This is a genomic window from Pedobacter sp. T50_32 (assembly GCF_057652195.1).
This window is the reverse complement of the sequence record NZ_JBYFBY010000002.1, coordinates 445,848-466,820: the sequence shown is the minus strand read 5'-3', so window position 1 is coordinate 466,820 and position 20,973 is coordinate 445,848. Positions and strand designations below refer to the sequence as shown.

The window sequence follows — 20,973 nt, the reverse complement described above, 5'->3', positions numbered from 1 at the left end:
ATTGTCGCCATTGCGAAGTGATTATATCCTCACCGGAATATTATTCCTGCTCAATTCCTGTTTTAAATCTGGTATTAAAATCTCACCATAGTGAAATACAGAAGCCGCCAAAGCCGCATCCACATTCGCTTTTTGGAAAACTTCCGTAAAATGTTCCATGCTGCCAGCTCCACCAGAAGCAATAATTGGAATGTTGATGCTGTCGTTTATTTTCTTCAACAAACCGCAATCGAAACCAGCTTTTGTACCGTCGTGGTCCATCGAAGTCAGTAAGATTTCTCCTGCACCTAGTTCTTCCGCTTGTTTAATCCAGCTTTCGGTCTCCAATTCCGTAATTAACCGACCGCCATTTAAGTGAACCATATTTCTGCCATCCACATGTTTGGTATCTACAGCAACCACTACAAACTGCACCCCAAAGTTTTTTGCTAATTCTTCAATCAGTTTTGGGTTACGCACTGCAGCAGAGTTGATACTGATTTTATCAGCGCCAGCGTTTAACAAAGCCTCAGCATCTGCAATTTCAGTAATGCCACCACCAATGGTAAACGGAATGTTTAGCTGTCTCGCTACAGATTTTACCATCTCAATCATCGTTTTACGACGTTCGTGTGTAGCGGTAATATCTAAGAAAACCAGCTCGTCAGCACCTTGTTGTGCGTATTGAGCCGCTAGTTCTACAGGATCGCCTGCATCACGTAAATCAACGAAGTTTACACCTTTAACCGTGCGACCGTCTTTTACATCAAGGCAGGGAATAATTCTTTTAGAAAGCATAGGGAGTATTTAGTATTTAGATGTTAGTATTTAGACTTCGTATAAAGCTGTCTAAATAATAACTACTAATATCTTATCATCTATTAAATCGAACTCAACTGCTGTAAATTCCAATTTTTAACCTCTTCAATCGAGATACGGTTTTCGTAAATTGCTTTACCAACCACCACACTTCTAATTGGCAAAGTCGCTAACTCTTCAATGTCAGCCATAGAACTCACACCGCCCGATGCAATTAGTTTAATCATAGGAGAGTGGTCTAGCAGTTTTTTGTATAAGTCTACAGCAGCACCGCCAAGTTTACCGTCTTTATTAATATCTGTACATAAAAAGCGGAAGAAGCCCAAAGCCAAGCACTTATCAACGTAATCCATCAATTTAATTGGAGAGCTTTCCATCCAACCAGAGTATTTAATCACCTCGTCTAACACATCAATTGCGATAACGATACGGTTAGCGTAATCATCTTTTTTAGCAAAAGCTTCGCTCAGTTGAGGTAAGAAATCAGGGTTGCTGATAGCTTGAGTACCCACAATTACACGGTGGATGCCTGCATCCAATAGGTTAGTTACTTGCTCAATGGTACGGATGCCACCACCATATTGCACCTTCATTTCTGTTTTTTTGATGATGTCAAAAAGTGCTTTTTGGTTACTGAAATCGCCTTTGGCACCATTTAAATCTATGATATGGATAAAGTCTGTGCCGTTAGAACGATATTGCTCAATCATGTCTTCAATAGACACATTGTATTCGGTTTTTTGGTTGTAATCGCCTTCACGTAAACGAACTACTTTGCCGTCTAAAATATCTATTGCAGGGATAATGTACATCTTATATAAGTTTAAAAGGTTTTAAGTGTTAGGTTAAAAGTTATAGGTGTTTGTAGCTAATTTGCTGATTATTATATTGTTGAAAAGTTTTTTAGCAACTGCTCTCCGGCTTCTCCAGATTTCTCTGGGTGAAACTGCACACCGTAGAAATTATCTTTCTGTATAGCTGCTGAGAACTTGTTGCCATAATTTACCGAGGCGATGTCAAAAATAGGGTTATATTCAATAAAATAAGAATGCACAAAATAAAATTGTGCGTTATCTTTAACATTGATAAACAGCGGATTGTTTGCGAAATTTACGTTATTCCATCCCATGTGCGGAATTTTAATGCCCAGCTCTTTATCAAATAACTTGGTTTGCAAAGGTGCAATGTCCAGTAAATTTGCATCGCCTTCTTCGGAGTGAGCAGTTAACAGCTGCATACCCACGCAAATGCCCAAAACAGGTTTTTTCAGTGCTTTAATAGCTGCTACCAAACCCGTTTGCTGTAGTTTTTGCATAGCTGCACCTGCGTGTCCAACCCCAGGAATAATGATGTGGCTATACTTTTCCAAATCAGCTTCAGTGTTTACCATACCGTAGGTAATGCCCTGTCTATCCAACGCTGCCGTAAGCGAAAAGATGTTGCCCGCACCGTAGTTTACTATGCCAATGGTGTTATTTGTTGTGTTTTCGTTCATTTCTATTTAATAATTTGAAAACGAATGTTAGTGTTTTATAGGTGCTGCAGTCCCGCTATTCGCTTTACTTCGGGTAAACACATAGGTTTACCCCTACGTATCGCTGCTATCGGGTTTAATTAACTTCTGTCTGTTCGTATTGCCCCTCATAGTCCTTCATTTCCTAGCGTAATGCATTGGCTTAATTTCCGTCATTGCGAGGAACGAAGCAATCTTAAAGCGTTTAATAGCCATTGTTTTAAGATTGCTTCGTCGTTCCTCCTCGCAATGACGATGAGGTTAATCAATCGTAACTCTAAAATCGTAATTCGTAAATTACAAAACTCCCTTTGTGCTCGGCAAAACCATCTTCTCCGCATCACGCTTAACCGCCATTTTAATCGCTTTTGCAAAAGCTTTAAATATCGCTTCAATTTTATGATGCTCATTTTCGCCTTCTGCTTTGATGTTCAAATTGCACTTCGCTGCATCGCTAAACGACTTAAAGAAGTGAAAAAACATTTCCGTAGGTACATCGCCAACACGTTCGCGTTTAAACTCCGCTTCCCAAACAATCCAGTTTCTGCCACCAAAATCAATAGCTACTTGTGCTAAACAATCATCCATAGGTAAGCAAAAACCATAACGTTCAATACCTAACTTATTACCAATTGCCTTTGCAAAAGCTTCGCCTAAAGCTAAACCAGTATCTTCAACGGTATGGTGTTCATCAATATGCAAATCACCTTTGGTAACCACATCTAAATCCATACCACCGTGACGAGCAATTTGGTCTAGCATATGGTCGAAAAAGTTTAAGCCAGTTTCGATATGTGCTTTTCCTGTACCATCCAAATCCAGCTTGATGCTGATATCTGTTTCGTTCGTTTTACGGATGTGCTTTACCGTTCTAGCGCCACCACGTAAGAAAGTGTAAATGTCTTCCCAGTTTTTAGTCTCTAGGACAATGATGTCACTTAGAGTTTCGTATTTGTCTAAATTTTCTAATGAACCTAATCCGTCATTATTGCGGATGTAAATTCCCTTAGCACCTAAATTTTTAGCTAGAACAATGTCATTTAATCTGTCGCCAATCACGAAAGAGTTCTTCAAATCGTATTCTTCCCCGAAATATTTGGTGAGTAGGGCAGTGCCAGGCTTACGGGTTGGTGCATTGTCTTTAGCAAAGGTTTTGTCAATAATTATCTCATCAAATACTACACCTTCGCTAGCATAAGTATCTACAATAAAGTTTTGTATAGGCCAAAAATTTTCTTCAGGGTGCGAACTTGTTCCTAAACCATCCTGATTGGTAACCATAACCAATTTATAGTCTAGCTCCTTTGCAATCTTCGAAAGATAATACAAAGCACGAGGGTAAAATTTCAGTTTTGCGAAACTGTCTACCTGTTCGTCATCTGGTTCAATGTTTAACGTCCCGTCTCTATCGATGAATAAAATCTTGGTCATTATAGTTGTTCTAGTGCGGTTAAAAGTTGATTGTTTTCTTCTACGGTTCCAACGGTAATTCTCAGGCAATCGTCGCAAAGCACCACTTTAGAGCGGTCTCTCACAATAATTCCTTGGTCTACTAGTTGGTGGTAAATATCATGTGCTCCCTCAATTTTTACTAAGATAAAGTTGGCATCAGAAGGGTAAACCTTTTCAACTTTTGCCAATCTTGCTAAAGCATTACCTAATCTGTCCCTTTCGCTAACGGTCAATTTAATCCATTCGTTTACCTGTTGGATATTTTCTAAAGCCACTAAAGCCAAATCTTGTGTCGCTTGGTTTATGTTGTAGGGCGGCTTTACCTTGTTCAGAATATCAATCACGTGAGTTGATGAAAATGCCATACCCAAACGTAAAGCAGCCAATCCCCAAGCTTTAGAGAAAGTTTGTAGGATTACTAGATTTGCATATTCCGTTAATTCTTGAATAAAGGTCTTCTGCTTTGCGAAATTGATGTAAGCCTCATCAATCACCACCAAGCCTTTGAAATTCGCTAAAATCGTCTCTATGTCCGTTCTATTTAAAGAATTTCCTGTAGGGTTGTTTGGCGAGCAAATGAAAATCATTTTGGTGTTCGCATCAATCTTCTCTGCAATCTTCTCCAAATCCAATTGAAAATCTGGTGTTAAGTTTACTTTGCGTACTTCAACATCGTTGATATTTGCAGATACCTCGTACATGCCATACGTAGGCGGAAGGATAATTACGTTATCCTTGCCGGGATTACAGAAAGCACGGAAAAGTAAGTCAATTGCTTCATCGCTGCCATTGCCTAAAAAGGTGTTTTCGATAGGTACACCTTTGATTTTGCTAATTGCATCTTTAACATCCAGTTGCAAAGGGTCTGGATAACGGTTGTAATCTGCTGGGAGCGGAGAGCCGAAACTGTTCTCGTTGGCATCTAAATAAACACTCGCTTGTCCCTTAAATTCGTCCCTAGCAGTAGAGTAGGGGCTCAGGTTTTTTATATTTTCTCGTTGTAAGTCTCTTACGTCCATTTTTGGTTGTTTTGTTTTTTGGGTATTAGTTGTTTGGTTTTCGTTTTCGGCTATTACCTAGTCCCTAACTCCTAATCCCTGTAATCTAATACTCACTGCGTTCTTGTGCGCTTGCAAACCTTCGGCTTCCGCAAGTACTTCTACAGTTTTTCCGATGTTTTTTAAACCGTTGCTATCCAGGTGTTGGAACGTGATTTTCTTGATGAAAGTATCAACTGAAACCCCTGAATAAGCTTTTGCAAAGGCGCTTGTAGGCAAAGTGTGGTTAGTTCCAGAAGCATAATCGCCTGCGCTTTCTGGAGTTAAATTGCCTAAAAACACAGAGCCTGCATTGGTGATCAGCGGGATAAGCGGTTGGTAGTTTTCGGTAGCTAAAATCAAATGTTCTGGAGCATATAGATTGCTGAACTCCATACCTTCAGTTAAGTCATCCACTACCATTACATACGAATTCGCTATAGCTGCTGCCGCAACATCCTTTCTAGGTAGCTCGGCCAATTGCTTTTCAACTTCCTCAATTACTTTTGTTGCAGTTTTATTTGAGGTAACCGTTAAAATCGACTGACTATCAGTTCCATGTTCTGCTTGTGCAAGTAGGTCTGCGGCTACGTATGACGGAATGACAGTCTCATCTGCGAGTACTAAAACCTCCGATGGACCTGCAGGCATGTCAATCGCAACGCTATTTTGGACTTGTTTTTTGGCTTCGGTAACATACCGGTTTCCTGGGCCAAAAATCTTGTATACTTGCGGAACGGTTTCAGTACCGTAAGCCATTGCTGCTACAGCTTGTGCGCCGCCAACCAAGTACACCTTTTCAATATTCAGTAAAGTAGCAACGTAAGCGATATAACAATTCACTTTGCCATCACTTTGTGGAGGCGAGCAAACTACGATTTCCTTACAGCCTGCAATCTTAGCTGGAATGCCTAACATCAAAAAGGTGCTAGGTAGTACAGCGGTACCTCCAGGAATGTATAAGCCCACTCTTTCGATAGGTCTAGCCTCACGCCAGCAAGTAACACCGGGCATCGTCTCTACTTTGTCTTCCGCTTTCAATTGAGAAGCATGGAAAGTGTAGATGTTTTGGTAGGCTGTATCGATAGCAGTTTTTACTTTCGCAGGAATTTGTATGGCTAGTTCGGCCAGTTCTTCCTTGCCAATAAAAAGCGAAGAAAGTTCAATGTTGTCGAACTGTTGTGCGTAACTAAGTAGGGCATTGTCGCCATTGCTTTTTACATTGTTGATGATTTCTTCTGTTCTAGATTTAACTAAATTATCGTCAGAAATGCTGCGTGAACACAGTTCTTTCAGTTTTTCTTTACTTAAATCTTTAAAGTTATAGATTTTCAATGTTTTAAAATCTTAAATTAACTAATAGTTAATAGTAAAAATTAAAGTTTTTGATGTATTTCGTATAATTTAAACACAATAGTAATATAGATTTTTTAAAAAATAATCGATTAATTTCTATGTGTCTATGTGGTTCCAAACTATCCGTCTAAGTAATGATTTTTTCAATTGGCATTACCACAATTCCTTGTGCACCTGCCGCTTTTAGGCTATTGATTTTTACCCAAAAATCTTGCTCTTCAATTACCGAATGTACCGCAACCCAATCCTCCTCGAACAATGGAACTACCGTTGGACTTTTTACTCCAGGTAATAAATCTACTACGGCTTTCAGGTTTTCTTTTGCTACGTTAAGCACTACATATTTTGTGGTTCTAGCTCTTAGTACCGATTGAATTCTTTGAACAATTTCTACCACCTCATTATTGAATTCCAAACCTGGAGTAGAAACCAAAACAGCTTCCGAATTCATTACGCTAGTGAAAGGTTTTAGACCGTTGTTTTTTAAAGTTCCGCCAGTAGATACAATATCGAAAATGGCATCGCTCAATCCTAAGCCTGGACCAATTTCTACCGAACCAGAAATATTTCTGATTTGCGCATTCACTTGGTTTGCTTTTAGGTATTTTTCAAGAATAACAGGGTAGGAAGTGGCAATTACTTTCCCGTCTAGTTTTGCGACTGTGTCGATATCGCTATCATTCTTTACAGCAATCTTCAACGAGCATTTACCAAATCCCAATTTTTGCAGGTAAGATACATTTGCTCCAGTTTCTACAATCACATTTTCGCCAACAATACCTAAATCGGCGATGCCGTCTTGTACGTATTCAGGGATATCATCATCTCTAAGGAAAAGAATTTCTAAAGGGAAGTTGGTAACGGTAGAGATAAGGGAACTTTTGTAGTTTTCGAAAGAAAGACCACAATTTTTAAGAATTTCTACTGATTTTTCGTTTAATCTACCCGATTTCTGGATAGCTATTTTAAGTGTTTTCACTTTATTAAATTATAGGATAAGAAAAATAAATCTATTTAAAAACCGTTCTGAAGTACAGAACATCACATTACATATCGCCACAATGGCGATGGTGTAGATGAAGATGATGGTTTAAAAATAGGTTCATTATAAATTTCTTTTCCTTAATTTTGTCGGAAGGTATAGCAAATATATACTAGTTTAGTATACAATCCAAAAATTAATGGCATTTAATTTGATAATAGGTGTTTTTCCCTATGAATAATGATAAATTTTACCATCTTAAATTTGAGAAGACCGCTACTTTTCCTTTCTTTATGTTGTCTGTTTAGTGCGTGTAATTGGTTTAAAGAGAAGCCAGAGATTGCTGTAGTACTATCAGAGCACTTCAATAATAAGTTGTACGATAAATTCGACACTGCCGCTTATTTGCCCATTTTTAAAGCTAAGTTAGAAGAACAACGTAAAGATTTCCTTAATCCTAAACTAATTACGGCTTATTACGAGAAGAATGAGTACTTGCCTAAACTAGTTACCAAGTTTTACACGAAAGGGCAGTTAGATACGCTTAAAAGTTTCATCGCACAAAGCAAAGCTGATGGTTTCAATCCAGAGATTTTCAACTTTTCTGCTTACGAAAAGCAGTTGCAAACCTTAAATAGAAATCAGTTTAAATCTATTGATGAAGTTTACGAACTAATTGCTGACTTAGAATTAAATACAGCCCATATCCTTAATAAGTACACCAATTTTATGGCTTATGGAAGTATCAATCCTCGTAACTTCTTTAACCGTTTTTACATCCCAGTAAAACGTCCAGATAGTTTAACCATGGATTCTGTGCTACGTACGGACAATATGGTGGCGACTTTAAAGAGTGTTCAGCCAACTACCAAATCTTATCTACAACTGAAACAAGCACTAGCAAATTTCAGTGTGAGTAGAGGCGATGGTGCTGCAATTAATATCGTTAAAATGAACTTGGAGCGCATGCGTTGGCGTTTGCCTAAAGAAACCGAAGAGTTGGTGGTGGTAAACATTCCCGATTTTACGTTAACTTGGTTTAAACAGAACGATACTTTGGCGCACATGAACGTCTGTGTAGGAGGAAAGCGTGAAGCTACTTACGCCGAGAAAATGAAAGTTTTCCTTAAATCGGGTAGGTTAGATGATAAACCTAAAAACCACGAAACGCCACAGTTATTCAGCATTTTTAATGCGATACAGGTTAACCCTATTTGGAACATTCCGGTAAGTATTGCTAAAAGCGAAATTTATTGGATGGCTAGAAAAGACCCCTATTATCTTTCTAACAATAACATCAAAGTTTATTATAAAGGCAAAGTAGTAAATGACCCTGATACGATTGATTGGAATAAATATCCTAGAGAAAAACTGCCTTTTAGCTTTAAACAAGGTTCTGGAGAAGGAAATGCGTTAGGTAAATTTAAGTTCGTGTTCGATAACAGTTCGAGCATTTACTTACACGATACCAACAATAAATATGGTTTTAAATTAGCTAACAGAGCAATTAGCCATGGTTGTGTACGTATTGAACAGCCTTTAAAATTTGCAGAGCTGATGGTAAAAGACAAATATCAATACGATAATTTACGTATGGATGTAGATTTGCCACCAATTGATACCACCAAAAATGCAATCTTTCAAAAGAAATTAGCTAAAAAGTCTGATACATTAAATTTATTCAAGCTAAAGCCTACTTGGTATTCGCCACGCAAGAGCATTGGCGTGTTCTTAGCTTATTATACCGCATGGGCGGATGATAAGGGCGGTGTACAATTCAGACCAGATGTTTACAGTTACGACCCAATTTTGTGGGAAGCCATTAAGCGATATATGTAATTGAATTTATAAAGTTAAACGGCACCTCCCTTCACAGAGGTGCCGTTTGCATTATGAGGCTTTTCTAATAGAAATAACCGATTGTAAAATAACAGATAACATTACCAGACTTAGGCCTAAGTAGAATGAACTATTTACTTCTTTACCTTCATTAAAGAATAAAAAGGCAAGAACAATTGCGTAAATAGGTTCCAAATTGAAAGTAAGGTTTAGGGTAAACGCTGGTATCTTTTTCAAGATTTCGGCTACCATCACATATAGCCCAACTGTACAGAACAAAGCCAGTATAACCAAATAGCCTGTGTCGGTCAAATTAGGTAGCAACCTATCAACAGGAAAATAATAGAGGTAAAGCGGTAGGAGCAGGCCTAATCCTATGGTGCCGCCTAGCATCTGGTAATAATTAATTTGGATACTATTGTAGGTTTGCACTAATCGCTCGTTGTAAATAGTGTACAATGCAGCAAAGGCCGATGAAATTACTCCTAAGCCAATACCTAATTGATAAGAAGCATCAAAATGGAAAATTAAGCTGATGCCCGTTAATGTGAGTAAGCTTAATAATAGCTGAGATGGATTGAAGCGCTTTTTATTGATAATTGGCTCAAATATGGCAGTGAAAAAACTGGTAAGGCAATAACAAACTACTCCAATTGAAATATTTGCGTATTTGATGCTGCCATAAAAGAAAACCCAGTGAATGGTAATCAGCATTCCAATTTTAGCAATGTCGAATTTCGGTTTAAAGCTGTTAAGTGGTTTGATTTTAAAGAGTTTTAGCGCAAATAACAAAATGATTGCCGAGAACAATACACGGTACCAAGTTAAAAGTCCTTCGTTTAAGGAGATAAGTTTTCCAAAAACACCTGTAAAGCCAGCTAGTATTACTGCGATATGCAGCATGATATATGATTTTTTCATAAAAATTGTCGTTCCCTGAATAGGATTGTTAGATATTTAATAATTCTTAGATATGGGCATAGCTTGAAATGAGAATGTCTCAAATCAGTAAAACTAACCCGTCATTTTTGAGGATTATTAATGTGCTGGAGGAGGAAGACAACTTTTTCTATTCATGCTGTTTTTTGTATACAAGCAAATATAGTATAAAAGCTATCATCTACTACTAAAATGGTAGATAATTTAATAATTAACATGAATAAGCTATCTTTAAAGCCGTCCTTTAAAGAAATATGAAACGTAATAGCCCAAAATTATTAGCCCTCTTGTTTATCGCTACTGTCTTGATTGCTTGCCAATCTAAAAAAGCACAAGAACTATCAAGAGAAGAAAAACGTGATGCTATTTTAGAAAATATCAAGGCGCCTGCAATATCTACCACCGTTTTACAGCTTACAGATTTTGGTGCCAAGGGCGATTCTGCCGCTAACAACAAACCTGCTTTTGATAAAGCGATGCAAGCCAGTAAGGCTAAAGGCGGAGCGAAAATTGTGGTTACACCAGGTATTTATTTGGTTAACGGTCCCATCCACTTTGTGAGTAATACCACACTTGAGCTACAAAAAGGAGCAAAGCTGATATTTGGAACCAACGCAAAAGACTATTTGCCTGTAGTGCCAACAAGCTGGGAAGGTACTTTTATTCATAACTACAGTCCACTGATTTATGCTTACCAAGTGAAGAACGTGGCTATTATTGGCGAAGGAACTATTGATGGTAACGGTAAAGACGGTTTCAGTAAGTGGTACGATTTGCAAAAGCCCAGTCAGCAATTGAGTAGAAAGATGAACCACGAAGGTACGCCTATTGAAAAACGCATTTTCGGAGAAGGTCATTATTTACGTCCGCATTTAATTCAGTTTTACGATTGCAAAAATATCTTAATAGAAGGTGTTATTATTGAAAACTCGCCATTTTGGACAGTACATTTCTTAAAATCAGAAAATATCACCGCTAGGAAAGTAAAATTCAACGCTTTTAACAAAAACAATGATGGCTTTGACCCAGAGTACTCTAAAAACATTTTAATTGAGGACATCGATTTTAACAATGCAGATGATAACGTAGCCATTAAAGCTGGACGTGACCACGAAGGTAGAAAAACAGCTATTTCTTCGGAGAATATCATTATTCGCAACTGCCGTTTTAAAGGTCTGCATGGAGTAGTTATTGGTAGCGAAATGTCGGCGGGTGTACAGAATGTATTTGTCGAGAACTGTACCTATGCTGGCTACTGCAAAAGAGGTATTTATCTTAAATCAAATCCTGATAGAGGGGGTTTCATCAAAGATATTTATGTGAACAATGTTGAATTTGGCGCAGTAGAAGATGGTGTTTTCATCACCTCCTACTATCATGGCGAAGGCAAAGGCTTTGCAACCGATATACAAAACATCTTTATCGAAAACCTAAAATTTAAAAGCGCCAGTCATGCTGGTTTGGTTATTCAAGGCTATCCTGATAAGAAAGTGAAAAACGTATACCTTAAAAATATGCGTATTGACTCTTGTGCTACTGCTGTAAGTTTAACCAATACCGAAAATATTGTTTTCAACGATGTGGTGATAGGACAGGAAGTTAAAATACCGTCGGCGGTTAAGTAAATTCCATTTACGTTAGAGCCTTTACTTTTTTTAAAAAGACAGTATTTATACTGTCTTTTTTGGGTTTTGTTACCACGTAGAAGTTACAACTTACAGGAATAACTACCAGATTTTCTGTGTTTTATACTCGATTTTGACGTTTGTCATCACCAATTTGCATTAATGATTTGTTATCAGTTCAACCAAGAATTTAATAATAAGTCACTATGAACAAATTAAATCTTCTCACGAGCATCCAGCCCTTAGCACCTTAAGCTAGCTATCAGTTTTTACAGAAGTAAAAGCTTGATAGCAATAACCTCCATCATCTTCCTGTGAGATCAATTAATAAATTATCAACTTAAATTTGATCTCTTATGCAAACTCTTATTTTTAAAACCGAAAAAAAATCGTCAACGTACATTAACAGCGTTAAAATAGTGATGTTGGCGTTAACATTATTAGTGTCTTTTTCAATTGCGCAGGCGCAAACCTATTATTCGAATTTTGCGACGCCTGCAGGTAATATAGTTACAACAGCGCCTGGCGGAGCAACTTGTGTGGCCCCGACAATTAACGATGCTCAAAATATCGTTGATGCAAGTCTTACTAATTATGCGCAAATTTCGGGCTTGATAAATGTGCCTGCACTTTGTTCCCCAACTAGTTATTCCATCCGTGCTAAGCTAAATACAGGTGGAGGAACAGCTCCTGCTACGTATCAGGCTGGTTTTTTGATGTCGACAAGCCAGATACTTAGTGCTACTGTATTAGGTAACGCCTTAACAATTAGAACCTATGCTGGCGGCAATTTAGTACAATCTGCATCTGCATCGAGCTTACTAGGACTTTCGCTTTTGACTACTCCTAATGTTCCAGCAAATGTGTACTTCACTACTTCTCAACCTTTTGATGAAATAGAACTTATATTGAATCCATCTGGAATTAATGTAGCAGTTGGTATAAATTACCGTATCTACTATGCAGTTGCAGGTCCAACAGGAACTCTTCCTGTAACTTTTAACGGTTTGTCTGCCAAAATTCAAAGCGGGAATTTAATGGTAGATTGGAATACTGAAAGCGAAAAAGATAATGATAAGTTCGTTGTGCAAGGTTCTAGTGATGGTAAGTCGTGGACAGACCTAGGTACAGTAGCTACCAAAGCACCAAACGGCAACTCTTCCGTAAAAATTTCTTACAGTTTCTCAAGACAATGGGGAGATACGGTATTGGCAGGTTTCGGTTTGCTAGGCTTATTATTGTTGCCTGCTGTTCGCAACAGGTTAATGAGATTAGTAATGCTGATCGTAGTGATATCAATGGTTGTAGCTTGCGCCAAAGATAACGATGGCATGCAAAATTTGGAAGACGGTAATAGGGCGGGTAAGGCAACCTATATTAGAGTAGCCCAAATAGATAAAGATGGTACAACGACACATACCCAACCGGTTGTAGCTAAAAGATAATTGGAATTAATGATTATCAAAAGGCTCGTGGCATTTCGCTACGGGCCTTTTTGATATAATGTGGGGCGTAAATAAAAAAGTCCATCACTTTATGCGATGGACTTTTCTTAGTGGAGCTGAAGGTTCCTCTTCGCTTTGTAAAGTTAGAACAAGTATAGCAAAATGGCTATATGTCTTATCGGTAGTCTCTATACCGCCATAAATCAATTTGTAAAGTTTAGTAAAGTATGATGAAAATGAGAAAAGAACTTCTTGTATGTGATTTTGTATGCGAAAAATTCTAGTCAAACACATAATGTTAAAAACTTCTCTACTTATTTGTGTTAAAATATTTACTTTTGTAAGTAATTGATAGTTAATTATTTAATATAAAAATATAGTAAATTTTTAATAAAATATAATAAATATAATATGGCAAAAGCAACCCCAAAATTAGAGCAACGAAAAGAAACGAAAACAGGTGTTTTAAAGCAATCTAATGTCCCAATATTAATAGATTTTTCATTCGACGGAAATAGAATTTGGCTACAAAGTGGCGAGAACATTGACCGAAATAAATGGGACGAAAAAAATCATAGAGTTAAACCCAATGTAATAGGTAGCGTGGAGATAAATGCTATTATAGCTTCTAAATGCGAGCAGATAAATAAAATTTATCGTGATATGGTCTTAGCAAATAAAACACCTACAACAGCAGCATTGAGAAATGCGCTAAATTCAGATAGTCCTAAAGATAAAAAGAGTTTGTTCCAGCATTTTGATGATTTTATTGATAGTCATAAGGTTAAATCTACTTTGAGCACTGTTAAGAAATTACAAACCAATAAAAAGCACTTAGTTGAATTTAGTAAGATTTATTCCTTCCATCCAGACTTTGAACAAATCGACTCTGTCTTTTTTAATAAATACACAGAGTTTTTTCTAAAACATAAGAAACATACCAATTCTACTATCAATAAGAATATAAAAATATTCAAGTGGTTTATGAACTATTGTACCAACATGGGCTACAATAAAAACTATACTTATAAGGCGTTTAATTTTAAAGCTATTGAAAATGAAATAATTGCATTGACGGGAGAAGAGTTAATGTCAATTTTTAACTTGCAAACAGACAATTTATGTCTTGCTCAAGTTCGAGATTGCTTTTGCTTCATGTGCTTTACAGCACTTCGTTATTCAGATGCCAAAGAAGTAAGAAAATCTGATGTGTCTAACGGCTTTATTAATATTACATCATTGAAGACTAAATCACAGGTTATTATACCTTTAATTGATGAAACCAAAGCGTTACTTGATAGGTACAAAAATAATTTTGGAACTAAAGCAATGCCTTTTATTAGTAACCAAAAAATGAATGAGTACTTAAAGCAAGTTGGAAAGTTGGCGGGATTAAATAGGGTTATTAATAAAGTTAGGTTTAGGGGTAGTCAAAGAATAGAGAAGTCGTTTAAGCTTTATGAAGTATTGACCTGTCACGTAGGAAGAAAAACGTTTGTTAGTTACATGTTTAGTAGAAATGTAGATAGCGAATTAATACGCTCAATAAGTAATCATAAAAGTATTTCAAGCTTTGCTAGGTACAATAGTATAAGTGACGAGCATAAAGCTAGAGAAATGAAATTAGCCTTCAAAGAAGTAGGTTAGAAAAAAAATGAAATAAAACTTGTAAAATTTTTACATTCCATATTTCTTTGTCCGAATGGAAGTCCAGGTCCTCTGGATTTCTTTATCTCAAGTTTGTTTTAAATCCCAATTAAACAATAGAGATTGTCGCCAAGTTACCTTCATCCCAAGCTGGTAATTATTGAGCAAATTGTAAACTCAACATTGTAACTCTTAGCAAAGCGCTAAGTTTTAATTTTTAAAAAAGCTAATCCAAATTTGATAATGGAAAGGCTGAGTTATAATTTAATAAAATGCTCAATATTAATATACCTCTTGACGAGGTTATCGAGATTTTTAAAGTCGAAATTAAGAGTGCAATAGCCGAGGCTATTAATCAAGTTCATTCAGTTGAAGATGCTAATGTTTCAGAACAACTATTAACGAGAAAGGAAGCATGTGATTTGCTTGGTATTAGTTTACCAACTTTAGCTAAGCATATCGCATCTGGTAAGTTACCGTATTCAAGAATAGGTAAAAAGGTGTTGTTTGATAAATCAACGCTGCTAAGTAGCTTATCTAAAAAGGGAGGTAAAAATGGATGAGCAAATTTTTGATTACGGGAGCGATCCAATAGGTCTTTTGTGGGCTTCGCAAGCTAGAGAAAGATACAAGGAAGAACAAAAAAAGATAATTGAAGAACGGCTCAATGAGGGGCTGCCTAAAATTAACCAAAGTTTGCTTAAAGAGACTTTTCCACCATTGATAATAGATTATCTTAACAGATACGAAGACCACACGCAAAAAGATGTGTTTATTTTAAGTTTTATTACACTGATGAGTGGAGTTTTGCCAAATTACTATGTATCTCATGATGGAGATGAGTTTACAGCTAATTTGAATATTTTCATTACTGCACCGGCTGGTTCTGGAAAATCTGCAATGTCTCATGCTGCTAGATTTTTTAATCAAATAGATAATGAACTTAGTAGCCAGTTCGAAGACGGAGTGCCTGAAGATGAAAAGGAAAGTAAAAATGTAATGCAGAAAACGTTGTTCATACCAGGTAATACTAGTTCGGCAGCGATAACTAAATGTTTAAACAGTAATGGTGGACGAGGTATTATCTGCGAAACGGAAGCAGATACGTTAGGAAATATTTTAACAAAAGATTGGGCTAACTTTGATGATATTCTTAGGAAGTCTTTTCATAACGAGCCAATTACTATGTCAAGAGCTGGATTAACAAATATTGTAAAAATACAAAACCCAGCATTGTCTGTCGTTCTTACTGGAACTCCAAAACAAGTCGTTAAATTAATACCATCAACTGAAAATGGTCTATTTAGTAGGTTTTTATATTATTATTTTAAATCAGAAGACCATTGGCGTAATGTATTTAGCGTAAGTAATAAAGACAATAATATTAGCGCCCTCTCTGAAGATATATCTGACGTTATGAGCGCTATATATTTTGACAGGTTAGAAGGTACAAGGAAGGTTTTTAAATGGACCGATGAACAAGCAAAAGAACTCGATAGTTTTTTTGCTAAACTTTTAGATGTCTCTACGAATTGTTATGGTTCTGGAATAAATAGTGTTGTCTACCGTTTAGGGCTTATGGCATCAAGGCTAGGTGCTATAATTATGTATTTGAGGTTATTTTGGAATGAAATTATTAATTCCGTTGAAATAGGCAAGGTAATAACTGCTGACGATGAAACTTTTAGGTTGGTAAAACACATAATACAAGTTCAATTGGAACATAGTAAATATGTATTTACTCAATTGCCTAAAAGTATGGATAAAACCTTTTCTGAAAACGGTAATAGAGAGACGTTTTTCAACTTATTACCAAATAAATTTTCAAGGAAGCAAGCTGTAGAGGTTTTTGCACCTAAGGTGTTTGTTAAAACAAGAACTGCGGATGGTTATTTACAAGAATTTTTGAAGTCTGGTAAGTTGAAAAAAGACGTTGAAGGTAATTATGCTAAGCCTGATTAGTTTTGTTTTGCAACCTTGCAATTTTGCAGGGTTGCAAAATAATCTTTTATTTATTCTTGATCAATTTCTGATTTTTTTCTTCAAGAGCTTTAATAAGATTATGTAGAGGATATTTTATTTGGGCGAAGCAAAAGAGATTAAATGTGACATCAGAGCCCTTGTGAGTATGCGAATGCTTAGCTAAATTCCATTCAAGTCTTTTTATCCCAACTACGAAAGCAGATATGCTTTCAGCACGGATAATATCATTTAAATTCAATCTTGAAGTAGCATTTTTCTTGTGTTTTTTCGGATTTAATTCACCAAGGATTTGAGCTGATGCATTTCTACTTAAATTATATTTTATCCCCATTCCAAGATCTGGGTCCTTAATAGGAATGCTCGGTACATATTTTCTAGTAATTATTTCACACTTATCACATTCAATGCTTTCATGCGCGGCATAATACTCTGCCATTATTTTATAGCTTTACAAATTTCACCTTGAGTAATCCCAAATATATCGCTAAAGTCATCAACTGAAAGATTTTTCCTTGGAAATTTTCTGATTATATCTATTAAGGAAAAATATTCAAAAGAACTATCTATGGGACAAATCTCCACAAAATAATTTTCCGAATTATTCATTAATTCGCTTTCATATTCTTCATCAGAAATTTGTCCAGAGAGTACCTCTATATACAGCTTTAGGAACTCTGTCTTCTTGATTAGATTTCCTATTGCTCTTATATATAGCTCTTCTTTTTTTGAATAAAAGCTTAAACTAGGTTCATCAGAAATTTCTACTTTAAAAGTAAAAGTAGATTGATGTTCTAACTTATGATAAACAAAATTGTTTTTTTCTTTAGCTGCGAAGTCTGATGATTCTGACAGCCAAGGATGTGTGATTATAGTGCTTTCCATAAATTCTCTGAGTCTTTGAAATATTGTAAAATATATTCAGATTTAAATAGCTCTGGCTTCAGATGATGATAATTAAAGAGCGTATAATTATTATCTAATATTAAATTAAGTTCACACGCTTCATGTTTCTTTTTAAAAGTTATTTGACTTGTTTCAAAATCTTCTATATCTTTTTCCTTTGTAAATAAGTCAAACTTTTTAGCTTTTTCATATTTGAAGTTGACGCCTACAGCTATCCTGTTCGTATGTGGAAGTAGTTGTATTAATTGTATACAACTATTTGCAGCAAGTAACAAAGTCTCCTCTGAATAATCAGTTAACTTAAACTCTACAAAATTTGAACTAGGAACAAAAGAAATATTATTCCATTTAAATACTAGCTTGAACTCATTTGAATCAATTCCTACTTCTGGTATGTCAGATTCTTTGATTTTAAATACATTTTTGAATACCCAATTTGGAGTAAATATATTAGTGTTCCACTGACCGGAGGCAATAACGTTTACATCTTTTAATTCCATTCTGATAATAGAAATGTCCTTATTTTAAGTAATATTAATTAAAATAAATATAATGGCCACAAACATAATGTTTTTTTTGTTTCCATACGGACACTATATGCCATTTAATAGTTAAGTTTTGTTAGTAACATATATTTTAACCAAATTGTGTTTATATATGTTTTTATAAAATATATATATAAAATAATAATAATGTACGAATCATAATTATTAATTATAAGGTTTACCCTGAGAGTTTCGTTTATGCAAAATTGCAGCATTGCAAAATTGCAATCTTCTTTTGATTTAGGATGAATTAATATCTGTTGTATAACTCTTATTTTACAATAAGAATTTTTGTGTGCTGCGTACGGCAGAATTTTAAGAAAGTCGAAACTTATATCGAATATCTCATATAGTTGCTATAAAATTTATATTGAAATAATTAATAAAAAATCATTTACTTTAAAGAAAATAATTACCAAATAATAACCTCTCATGGAAGTAAAAAGACTAATAATACATGAACTAATAAAAGAAGCTCAATCAAGTGATATTGAATATAAGTCTTCTTCAAATCTAGTCAATATAAATACTGGAATAAGTAAGTTAATTGACCATGTTCATAAAGCATTTGACCAATCAATAACTAAGTACTCAAAGTTTGATGAAACAAATACGACAAACTCTGTTTATAGAAACATAGATAAGTATTTAAAAGAGAAAAGTGATGATGAACAATTTATATCATTTAGTAAGACGAGTCTTAGTGATTTAGCTATTTTAATAAGAAGAGAACCATTTGCTACTGGTGGTTTTTATCTTTTTGTTGATTATATTGAAAGTGGCTTCAATTTTATTTCAATTATAATTGTAAGAAATAAAGACGCTTTTAACATAAATTGGACTGGAGATAATTTCAATGTAGGGGAGACCGAAAATGTTAATATCGAAAAGCTTGCAATGGGTTTTAGAATCAATTGTGGTCTTTACCTAGACGATGATGATAAAAGAAATTATATTGCTCTCATTAGTAATCAAGGAGATGAGCTGTCAAAATATTTTACAACGTGGGTAAATGCGGGATACGTAATTAATAATAGTATCAACACCCGTCAACTAATAGAAGTTATTAAAGAAATAGGTGCTCCAGAAGGATTTGATAATCCAGATGAATTTGAACGAAGTATATATGACTGGATAACTGCATATAAACGTATTAACGAGAATACAATTAATGTTGATGCGTTAAGTGACGCTTTCTATGGTAGTAGAATGTACATTAGAGATTATGCACAGGAGACACTAAAGAAAGAAATTGACCCGATTTTTAAAGTAAGTGCAACTGAATTAAGAAAACTAATAAGATATAAGGCAACAGCGAAAGGTATTTCCGTGAGTATTGATATAGAAAGATTTGTTAATGAAGAGGTAGTCCTATCGGAGGGAATGCTAATAATTAAAGACCCTAAAATTTATAATGAATTAGTAAGGCAAAGAAATGAGCAGTGAAAGCCAATTATCTTATGAACAGCTTTTTAAATTGTACCAAAGTGTTAAATCATTAGAGACAAACGTTAAACTGGACTCAAATGAACTTCAATTTAACTTTTCTAAAGAGGTTGACAAAAGTACTATAGAAAAAGAATTTAAGGATGCTGGATTAACGACTTCTTCATTTTCTCAAAAGTCTTTTTCAGTTAATAGTGTATTTAGCTGTTTTTTATTATTTGATAATTTAAAGTCGCTATTTGATAAACTAAAGTTGAATCAATCAATTTTGGACACATCAGATATTTTTGTATTTGACGAAAATGGGAGTTATTTTTTCTATGGTTATTTAACTAAGGAAATAAAAAGTAATTTATCGATACCATATCCTAAGTCCCTATTGGATACTTTTGTTCAGTATAGAAAGCTTCTATCTTTATTTTTGAAAGAAAAAGGAAGACTAGTTGAAATTGAAAAAAATACTGCAAAAGGTAAAGAGCTAATTATTTTATCCAAAGGTGAAGATAAACTAATCACTTCAATAAGTTTTTTAGATATTGATAGAGAGGTCTTTAATTATAGTTTCTCTGATTTTCAACTCGATAAATTCGAAAGTAAATTATTAATAGATGAATGGTTAGCGTGTTTTAAAAACACACTTTGTCAATTCATGGAGTTGCAGTTAGATGTAAAAAGAACTTTTGGTAACCTTTACAGTAATTTCATCTATGTTTTTAATCAAACTGAAAAAAATTATCAACTTTATGTTTCTAAGTTTTCTTTCGATAAAATAAGGAAACAATTTAGAGTTGAAAAAAACAGTTATTTTGAAGGGCTAAGCGCAGCACAAGATAAGATTTCAAGCCAAATTATTTCAATACCGTTATCATTAGGAGCATCTATATATTCATTTTTTCAGCTTGAAGCTAGCCGCCAAACTTTAATATTCATTTTCATTGCTGTCTGTTTATATAGTCTTTTTATCATCTATGTTTTAATAATGAGCATATATGATGTTAAGAAAATTGGTAAAGATGCTGACGAAGAAAAAGAGAATCTAAAAAAGTACTATCCAGACTTACTTATCGATTATGAATCTGATTTCAAGTTTATGAAAAATAAGCGAATGAGAGTGTTAAGTTTAGCTTGGGCAATTATTGGGGCTTTGGTTCTTACGTTAATCTTAATATCTATATTTATATTTAATTTTGATTATACCGAAGAAAGTATATTTCACTTTGCTTCTAACTAAAAAAATTATCAATATTAATTTTTAAAGCAGTCGCTAGAGCAGAAATAGAACTAAGAGTTACATTAACTTCTCCTCGCTCAATTCTACCAATCTGAGACAATGGAACATCTGCTAAGTTGGCAAGTTCTTCCTGCGATAGTTTTTGAGAAGTTCTTAATTCTCTAACTCTTTGGCCGAAAGCCTTTATAACTTCGATATTTTTAATTTTTATCACATATCCAAATTGCAGGAT

At 35.0% G+C, this 20,973-nt stretch carries 20 protein-coding genes; 8 read left to right on the top strand and 12 right to left on the bottom strand.

The window, feature by feature from the left end; all coding sequences use genetic code 11:
- Positions 1-21: 21 nt before the first annotated feature.
- The 7 genes from hisF to hisG form a co-directional block, all read right to left on the bottom strand.
- The gene (hisF, locus tag AC23ME_RS07395; RefSeq protein ID WP_487727117.1) at positions 22-777 is read right to left on the bottom strand and encodes an imidazole glycerol phosphate synthase subunit HisF; all 756 of its coding nucleotides are present in this window, start codon (positions 775-777) and stop codon (positions 22-24) included.
- An 83-nt stretch (positions 778-860) separates the two neighbouring features.
- Complete coding sequence (hisA, locus tag AC23ME_RS07390; RefSeq protein ID WP_487727116.1) at positions 861-1,610, bottom strand: 1-(5-phosphoribosyl)-5-[(5-phosphoribosylamino)methylideneamino]imidazole-4-carboxamide isomerase; 750 nt, start codon at positions 1,608-1,610, stop codon at positions 861-863.
- 71 nt (positions 1,611-1,681) lie between these two features.
- Positions 1,682-2,293, bottom strand: a complete 612-nt coding sequence (hisH, locus tag AC23ME_RS07385) for an imidazole glycerol phosphate synthase subunit HisH (RefSeq protein ID WP_487727115.1) — start codon at positions 2,291-2,293, stop codon at positions 1,682-1,684.
- A 315-nt stretch (positions 2,294-2,608) separates the two neighbouring features.
- Positions 2,609-3,742 carry a bifunctional histidinol-phosphatase/imidazoleglycerol-phosphate dehydratase HisB gene (gene hisB, locus AC23ME_RS07380; protein ID WP_487727114.1) on the bottom strand — a complete coding sequence of 378 codons (1,134 nt, stop codon included), beginning with the start codon at positions 3,740-3,742 and terminating at the stop codon, positions 2,609-2,611.
- A complete protein-coding gene (gene hisC, locus AC23ME_RS07375; RefSeq protein ID WP_487727113.1) occupies positions 3,742-4,782 on the bottom strand; it encodes a histidinol-phosphate transaminase in 1,041 nt (346 codons plus the stop codon). Before hisC ends, hisB begins: the two co-directional genes overlap by 1 nt.
- A gap of 57 nt (positions 4,783-4,839) precedes the next feature.
- Positions 4,840-6,135 (bottom strand): histidinol dehydrogenase, encoded by a 1,296-nt coding sequence (hisD, locus tag AC23ME_RS07370; protein WP_487727112.1) that lies wholly within the window; start codon positions 6,133-6,135, stop codon positions 4,840-4,842.
- Positions 6,136-6,283: 148 nt separating this feature from the next.
- The gene (gene hisG, locus AC23ME_RS07365) at positions 6,284-7,135 is read right to left on the bottom strand and encodes an ATP phosphoribosyltransferase (protein WP_487727111.1); all 852 of its coding nucleotides are present in this window, start codon (positions 7,133-7,135) and stop codon (positions 6,284-6,286) included.
- A 243-nt stretch (positions 7,136-7,378) separates the two neighbouring features.
- On the opposite strand from hisG, the gene AC23ME_RS07360 reads away from it, so the two are divergent.
- Positions 7,379-8,977 carry a L,D-transpeptidase family protein gene (locus tag AC23ME_RS07360; protein WP_487727110.1) on the top strand — a complete coding sequence of 533 codons (1,599 nt, stop codon included), beginning with the start codon at positions 7,379-7,381 and terminating at the stop codon, positions 8,975-8,977.
- A gap of 51 nt (positions 8,978-9,028) precedes the next feature.
- Here AC23ME_RS07360 and AC23ME_RS07355 read toward each other — a convergent pair whose 3' ends face one another.
- Positions 9,029-9,898 carry a DMT family transporter gene (locus AC23ME_RS07355; RefSeq protein ID WP_487727109.1) on the bottom strand — a complete coding sequence of 290 codons (870 nt, stop codon included), beginning with the start codon at positions 9,896-9,898 and terminating at the stop codon, positions 9,029-9,031.
- Positions 9,899-10,170: 272 nt separating this feature from the next.
- Between AC23ME_RS07355 and AC23ME_RS07350 the strand changes: the two genes are divergently transcribed.
- The 5 genes from AC23ME_RS07350 (at position 10,171) to AC23ME_RS07330 (ending at position 16,595) form a co-directional block, all read left to right on the top strand.
- On the top strand, positions 10,171-11,541 hold the full coding sequence (locus AC23ME_RS07350; protein ID WP_487727108.1) for a glycoside hydrolase family 28 protein: 1,371 nt from the start codon (positions 10,171-10,173) through the stop codon (positions 11,539-11,541).
- Positions 11,542-11,897: 356 nt separating this feature from the next.
- Positions 11,898-12,986, top strand: a complete 1,089-nt coding sequence (locus AC23ME_RS07345) for a hypothetical protein (protein ID WP_487727107.1) — start codon at positions 11,898-11,900, stop codon at positions 12,984-12,986.
- A 411-nt stretch (positions 12,987-13,397) separates the two neighbouring features.
- Positions 13,398-14,633, top strand: coding sequence for a site-specific integrase (locus AC23ME_RS07340; RefSeq protein WP_487727106.1), 1,236 nt, complete (start codon positions 13,398-13,400; stop codon positions 14,631-14,633).
- A 272-nt stretch (positions 14,634-14,905) separates the two neighbouring features.
- Positions 14,906-15,196 carry a helix-turn-helix domain-containing protein gene (locus AC23ME_RS07335; protein WP_487727105.1) on the top strand — a complete coding sequence of 97 codons (291 nt, stop codon included), beginning with the start codon at positions 14,906-14,908 and terminating at the stop codon, positions 15,194-15,196.
- Positions 15,189-16,595, top strand: coding sequence for a DUF3987 domain-containing protein (locus AC23ME_RS07330; protein WP_487727104.1), 1,407 nt, complete (start codon positions 15,189-15,191; stop codon positions 16,593-16,595). Before AC23ME_RS07335 ends, AC23ME_RS07330 begins: the two co-directional genes overlap by 8 nt.
- 46 nt (positions 16,596-16,641) lie before the next feature.
- On the opposite strand, the gene AC23ME_RS07325 is transcribed toward AC23ME_RS07330, so the two are convergent.
- Genes AC23ME_RS07325 through AC23ME_RS07315 form a run of 3 tightly spaced genes read right to left on the bottom strand, consistent with a single transcriptional unit; the run spans position 16,642 to position 18,019 of the window.
- Entirely contained in the window at positions 16,642-17,052 is a 411-nt protein-coding gene (locus tag AC23ME_RS07325) for a hypothetical protein (RefSeq protein ID WP_487727103.1), read from the bottom strand.
- The gene (locus tag AC23ME_RS07320; RefSeq protein ID WP_487727102.1) at positions 17,052-17,498 is read right to left on the bottom strand and encodes a hypothetical protein; all 447 of its coding nucleotides are present in this window, start codon (positions 17,496-17,498) and stop codon (positions 17,052-17,054) included. The genes AC23ME_RS07325 and AC23ME_RS07320 overlap by 1 nt, the downstream gene beginning before the upstream one ends.
- Positions 17,483-18,019 (bottom strand): hypothetical protein, encoded by a 537-nt coding sequence (locus AC23ME_RS07315; RefSeq protein ID WP_487727101.1) that lies wholly within the window; start codon positions 18,017-18,019, stop codon positions 17,483-17,485. Before AC23ME_RS07315 ends, AC23ME_RS07320 begins: the two co-directional genes overlap by 16 nt.
- A 477-nt stretch (positions 18,020-18,496) precedes the next feature.
- Here AC23ME_RS07315 and AC23ME_RS07310 point away from each other — a divergent pair, with 477 nt between their 5' ends.
- The gene (locus AC23ME_RS07310) at positions 18,497-19,510 is read left to right on the top strand and encodes a nucleoid-associated protein (protein WP_487727100.1); all 1,014 of its coding nucleotides are present in this window, start codon (positions 18,497-18,499) and stop codon (positions 19,508-19,510) included.
- A complete protein-coding gene (locus tag AC23ME_RS07305; protein ID WP_487727099.1) occupies positions 19,500-20,741 on the top strand; it encodes a hypothetical protein in 1,242 nt (413 codons plus the stop codon). Before AC23ME_RS07310 ends, AC23ME_RS07305 begins: the two co-directional genes overlap by 11 nt.
- Here the strand turns inward: AC23ME_RS07305 and AC23ME_RS07300 are convergent.
- A complete protein-coding gene (locus AC23ME_RS07300; protein ID WP_487727098.1) occupies positions 20,734-20,955 on the bottom strand; it encodes a helix-turn-helix domain-containing protein in 222 nt (73 codons plus the stop codon). The genes AC23ME_RS07305 and AC23ME_RS07300 overlap by 8 nt on opposite strands.
- Between the last annotated feature and the right edge of the window lie 18 nt (positions 20,956-20,973).

Coding starts and splice junctions, on each gene's coding strand:
- hisF (WP_487727117.1), bottom strand. CDS start 777: ATGCTTTCTAAAAGAATTATTCCCTGCCTTGATGTAAAAGACGGTCGC.
- hisA (WP_487727116.1), bottom strand. CDS start 1,610: ATGTACATTATCCCTGCAATAGATATTTTAGACGGCAAAGTAGTTCGT.
- hisH (WP_487727115.1), bottom strand. CDS start 2,293: ATGAACGAAAACACAACAAATAACACCATTGGCATAGTAAACTACGGT.
- hisB (WP_487727114.1), bottom strand. CDS start 3,742: ATGACCAAGATTTTATTCATCGATAGAGACGGGACGTTAAACATTGAA.
- hisC (WP_487727113.1), bottom strand. CDS start 4,782: ATGGACGTAAGAGACTTACAACGAGAAAATATAAAAAACCTGAGCCCC.
- AC23ME_RS07360 (WP_487727110.1), top strand. CDS start 7,379: ATGATAAATTTTACCATCTTAAATTTGAGAAGACCGCTACTTTTCCTT.
- AC23ME_RS07355 (WP_487727109.1), bottom strand. CDS start 9,898: ATGAAAAAATCATATATCATGCTGCATATCGCAGTAATACTAGCTGGC.
- AC23ME_RS07350 (WP_487727108.1), top strand. CDS start 10,171: ATGAAACGTAATAGCCCAAAATTATTAGCCCTCTTGTTTATCGCTACT.
- AC23ME_RS07345 (WP_487727107.1), top strand. CDS start 11,898: ATGCAAACTCTTATTTTTAAAACCGAAAAAAAATCGTCAACGTACATT.
- AC23ME_RS07340 (WP_487727106.1), top strand. CDS start 13,398: ATGGCAAAAGCAACCCCAAAATTAGAGCAACGAAAAGAAACGAAAACA.
- AC23ME_RS07335 (WP_487727105.1), top strand. CDS start 14,906: ATGCTCAATATTAATATACCTCTTGACGAGGTTATCGAGATTTTTAAA.
- AC23ME_RS07330 (WP_487727104.1), top strand. CDS start 15,189: ATGGATGAGCAAATTTTTGATTACGGGAGCGATCCAATAGGTCTTTTG.
- AC23ME_RS07325 (WP_487727103.1), bottom strand. CDS start 17,052: ATGGCAGAGTATTATGCCGCGCATGAAAGCATTGAATGTGATAAGTGT.
- AC23ME_RS07320 (WP_487727102.1), bottom strand. CDS start 17,498: ATGGAAAGCACTATAATCACACATCCTTGGCTGTCAGAATCATCAGAC.
- AC23ME_RS07315 (WP_487727101.1), bottom strand. CDS start 18,019: ATGGAATTAAAAGATGTAAACGTTATTGCCTCCGGTCAGTGGAACACT.
- AC23ME_RS07310 (WP_487727100.1), top strand. CDS start 18,497: ATGGAAGTAAAAAGACTAATAATACATGAACTAATAAAAGAAGCTCAA.
- AC23ME_RS07305 (WP_487727099.1), top strand. CDS start 19,500: ATGAGCAGTGAAAGCCAATTATCTTATGAACAGCTTTTTAAATTGTAC.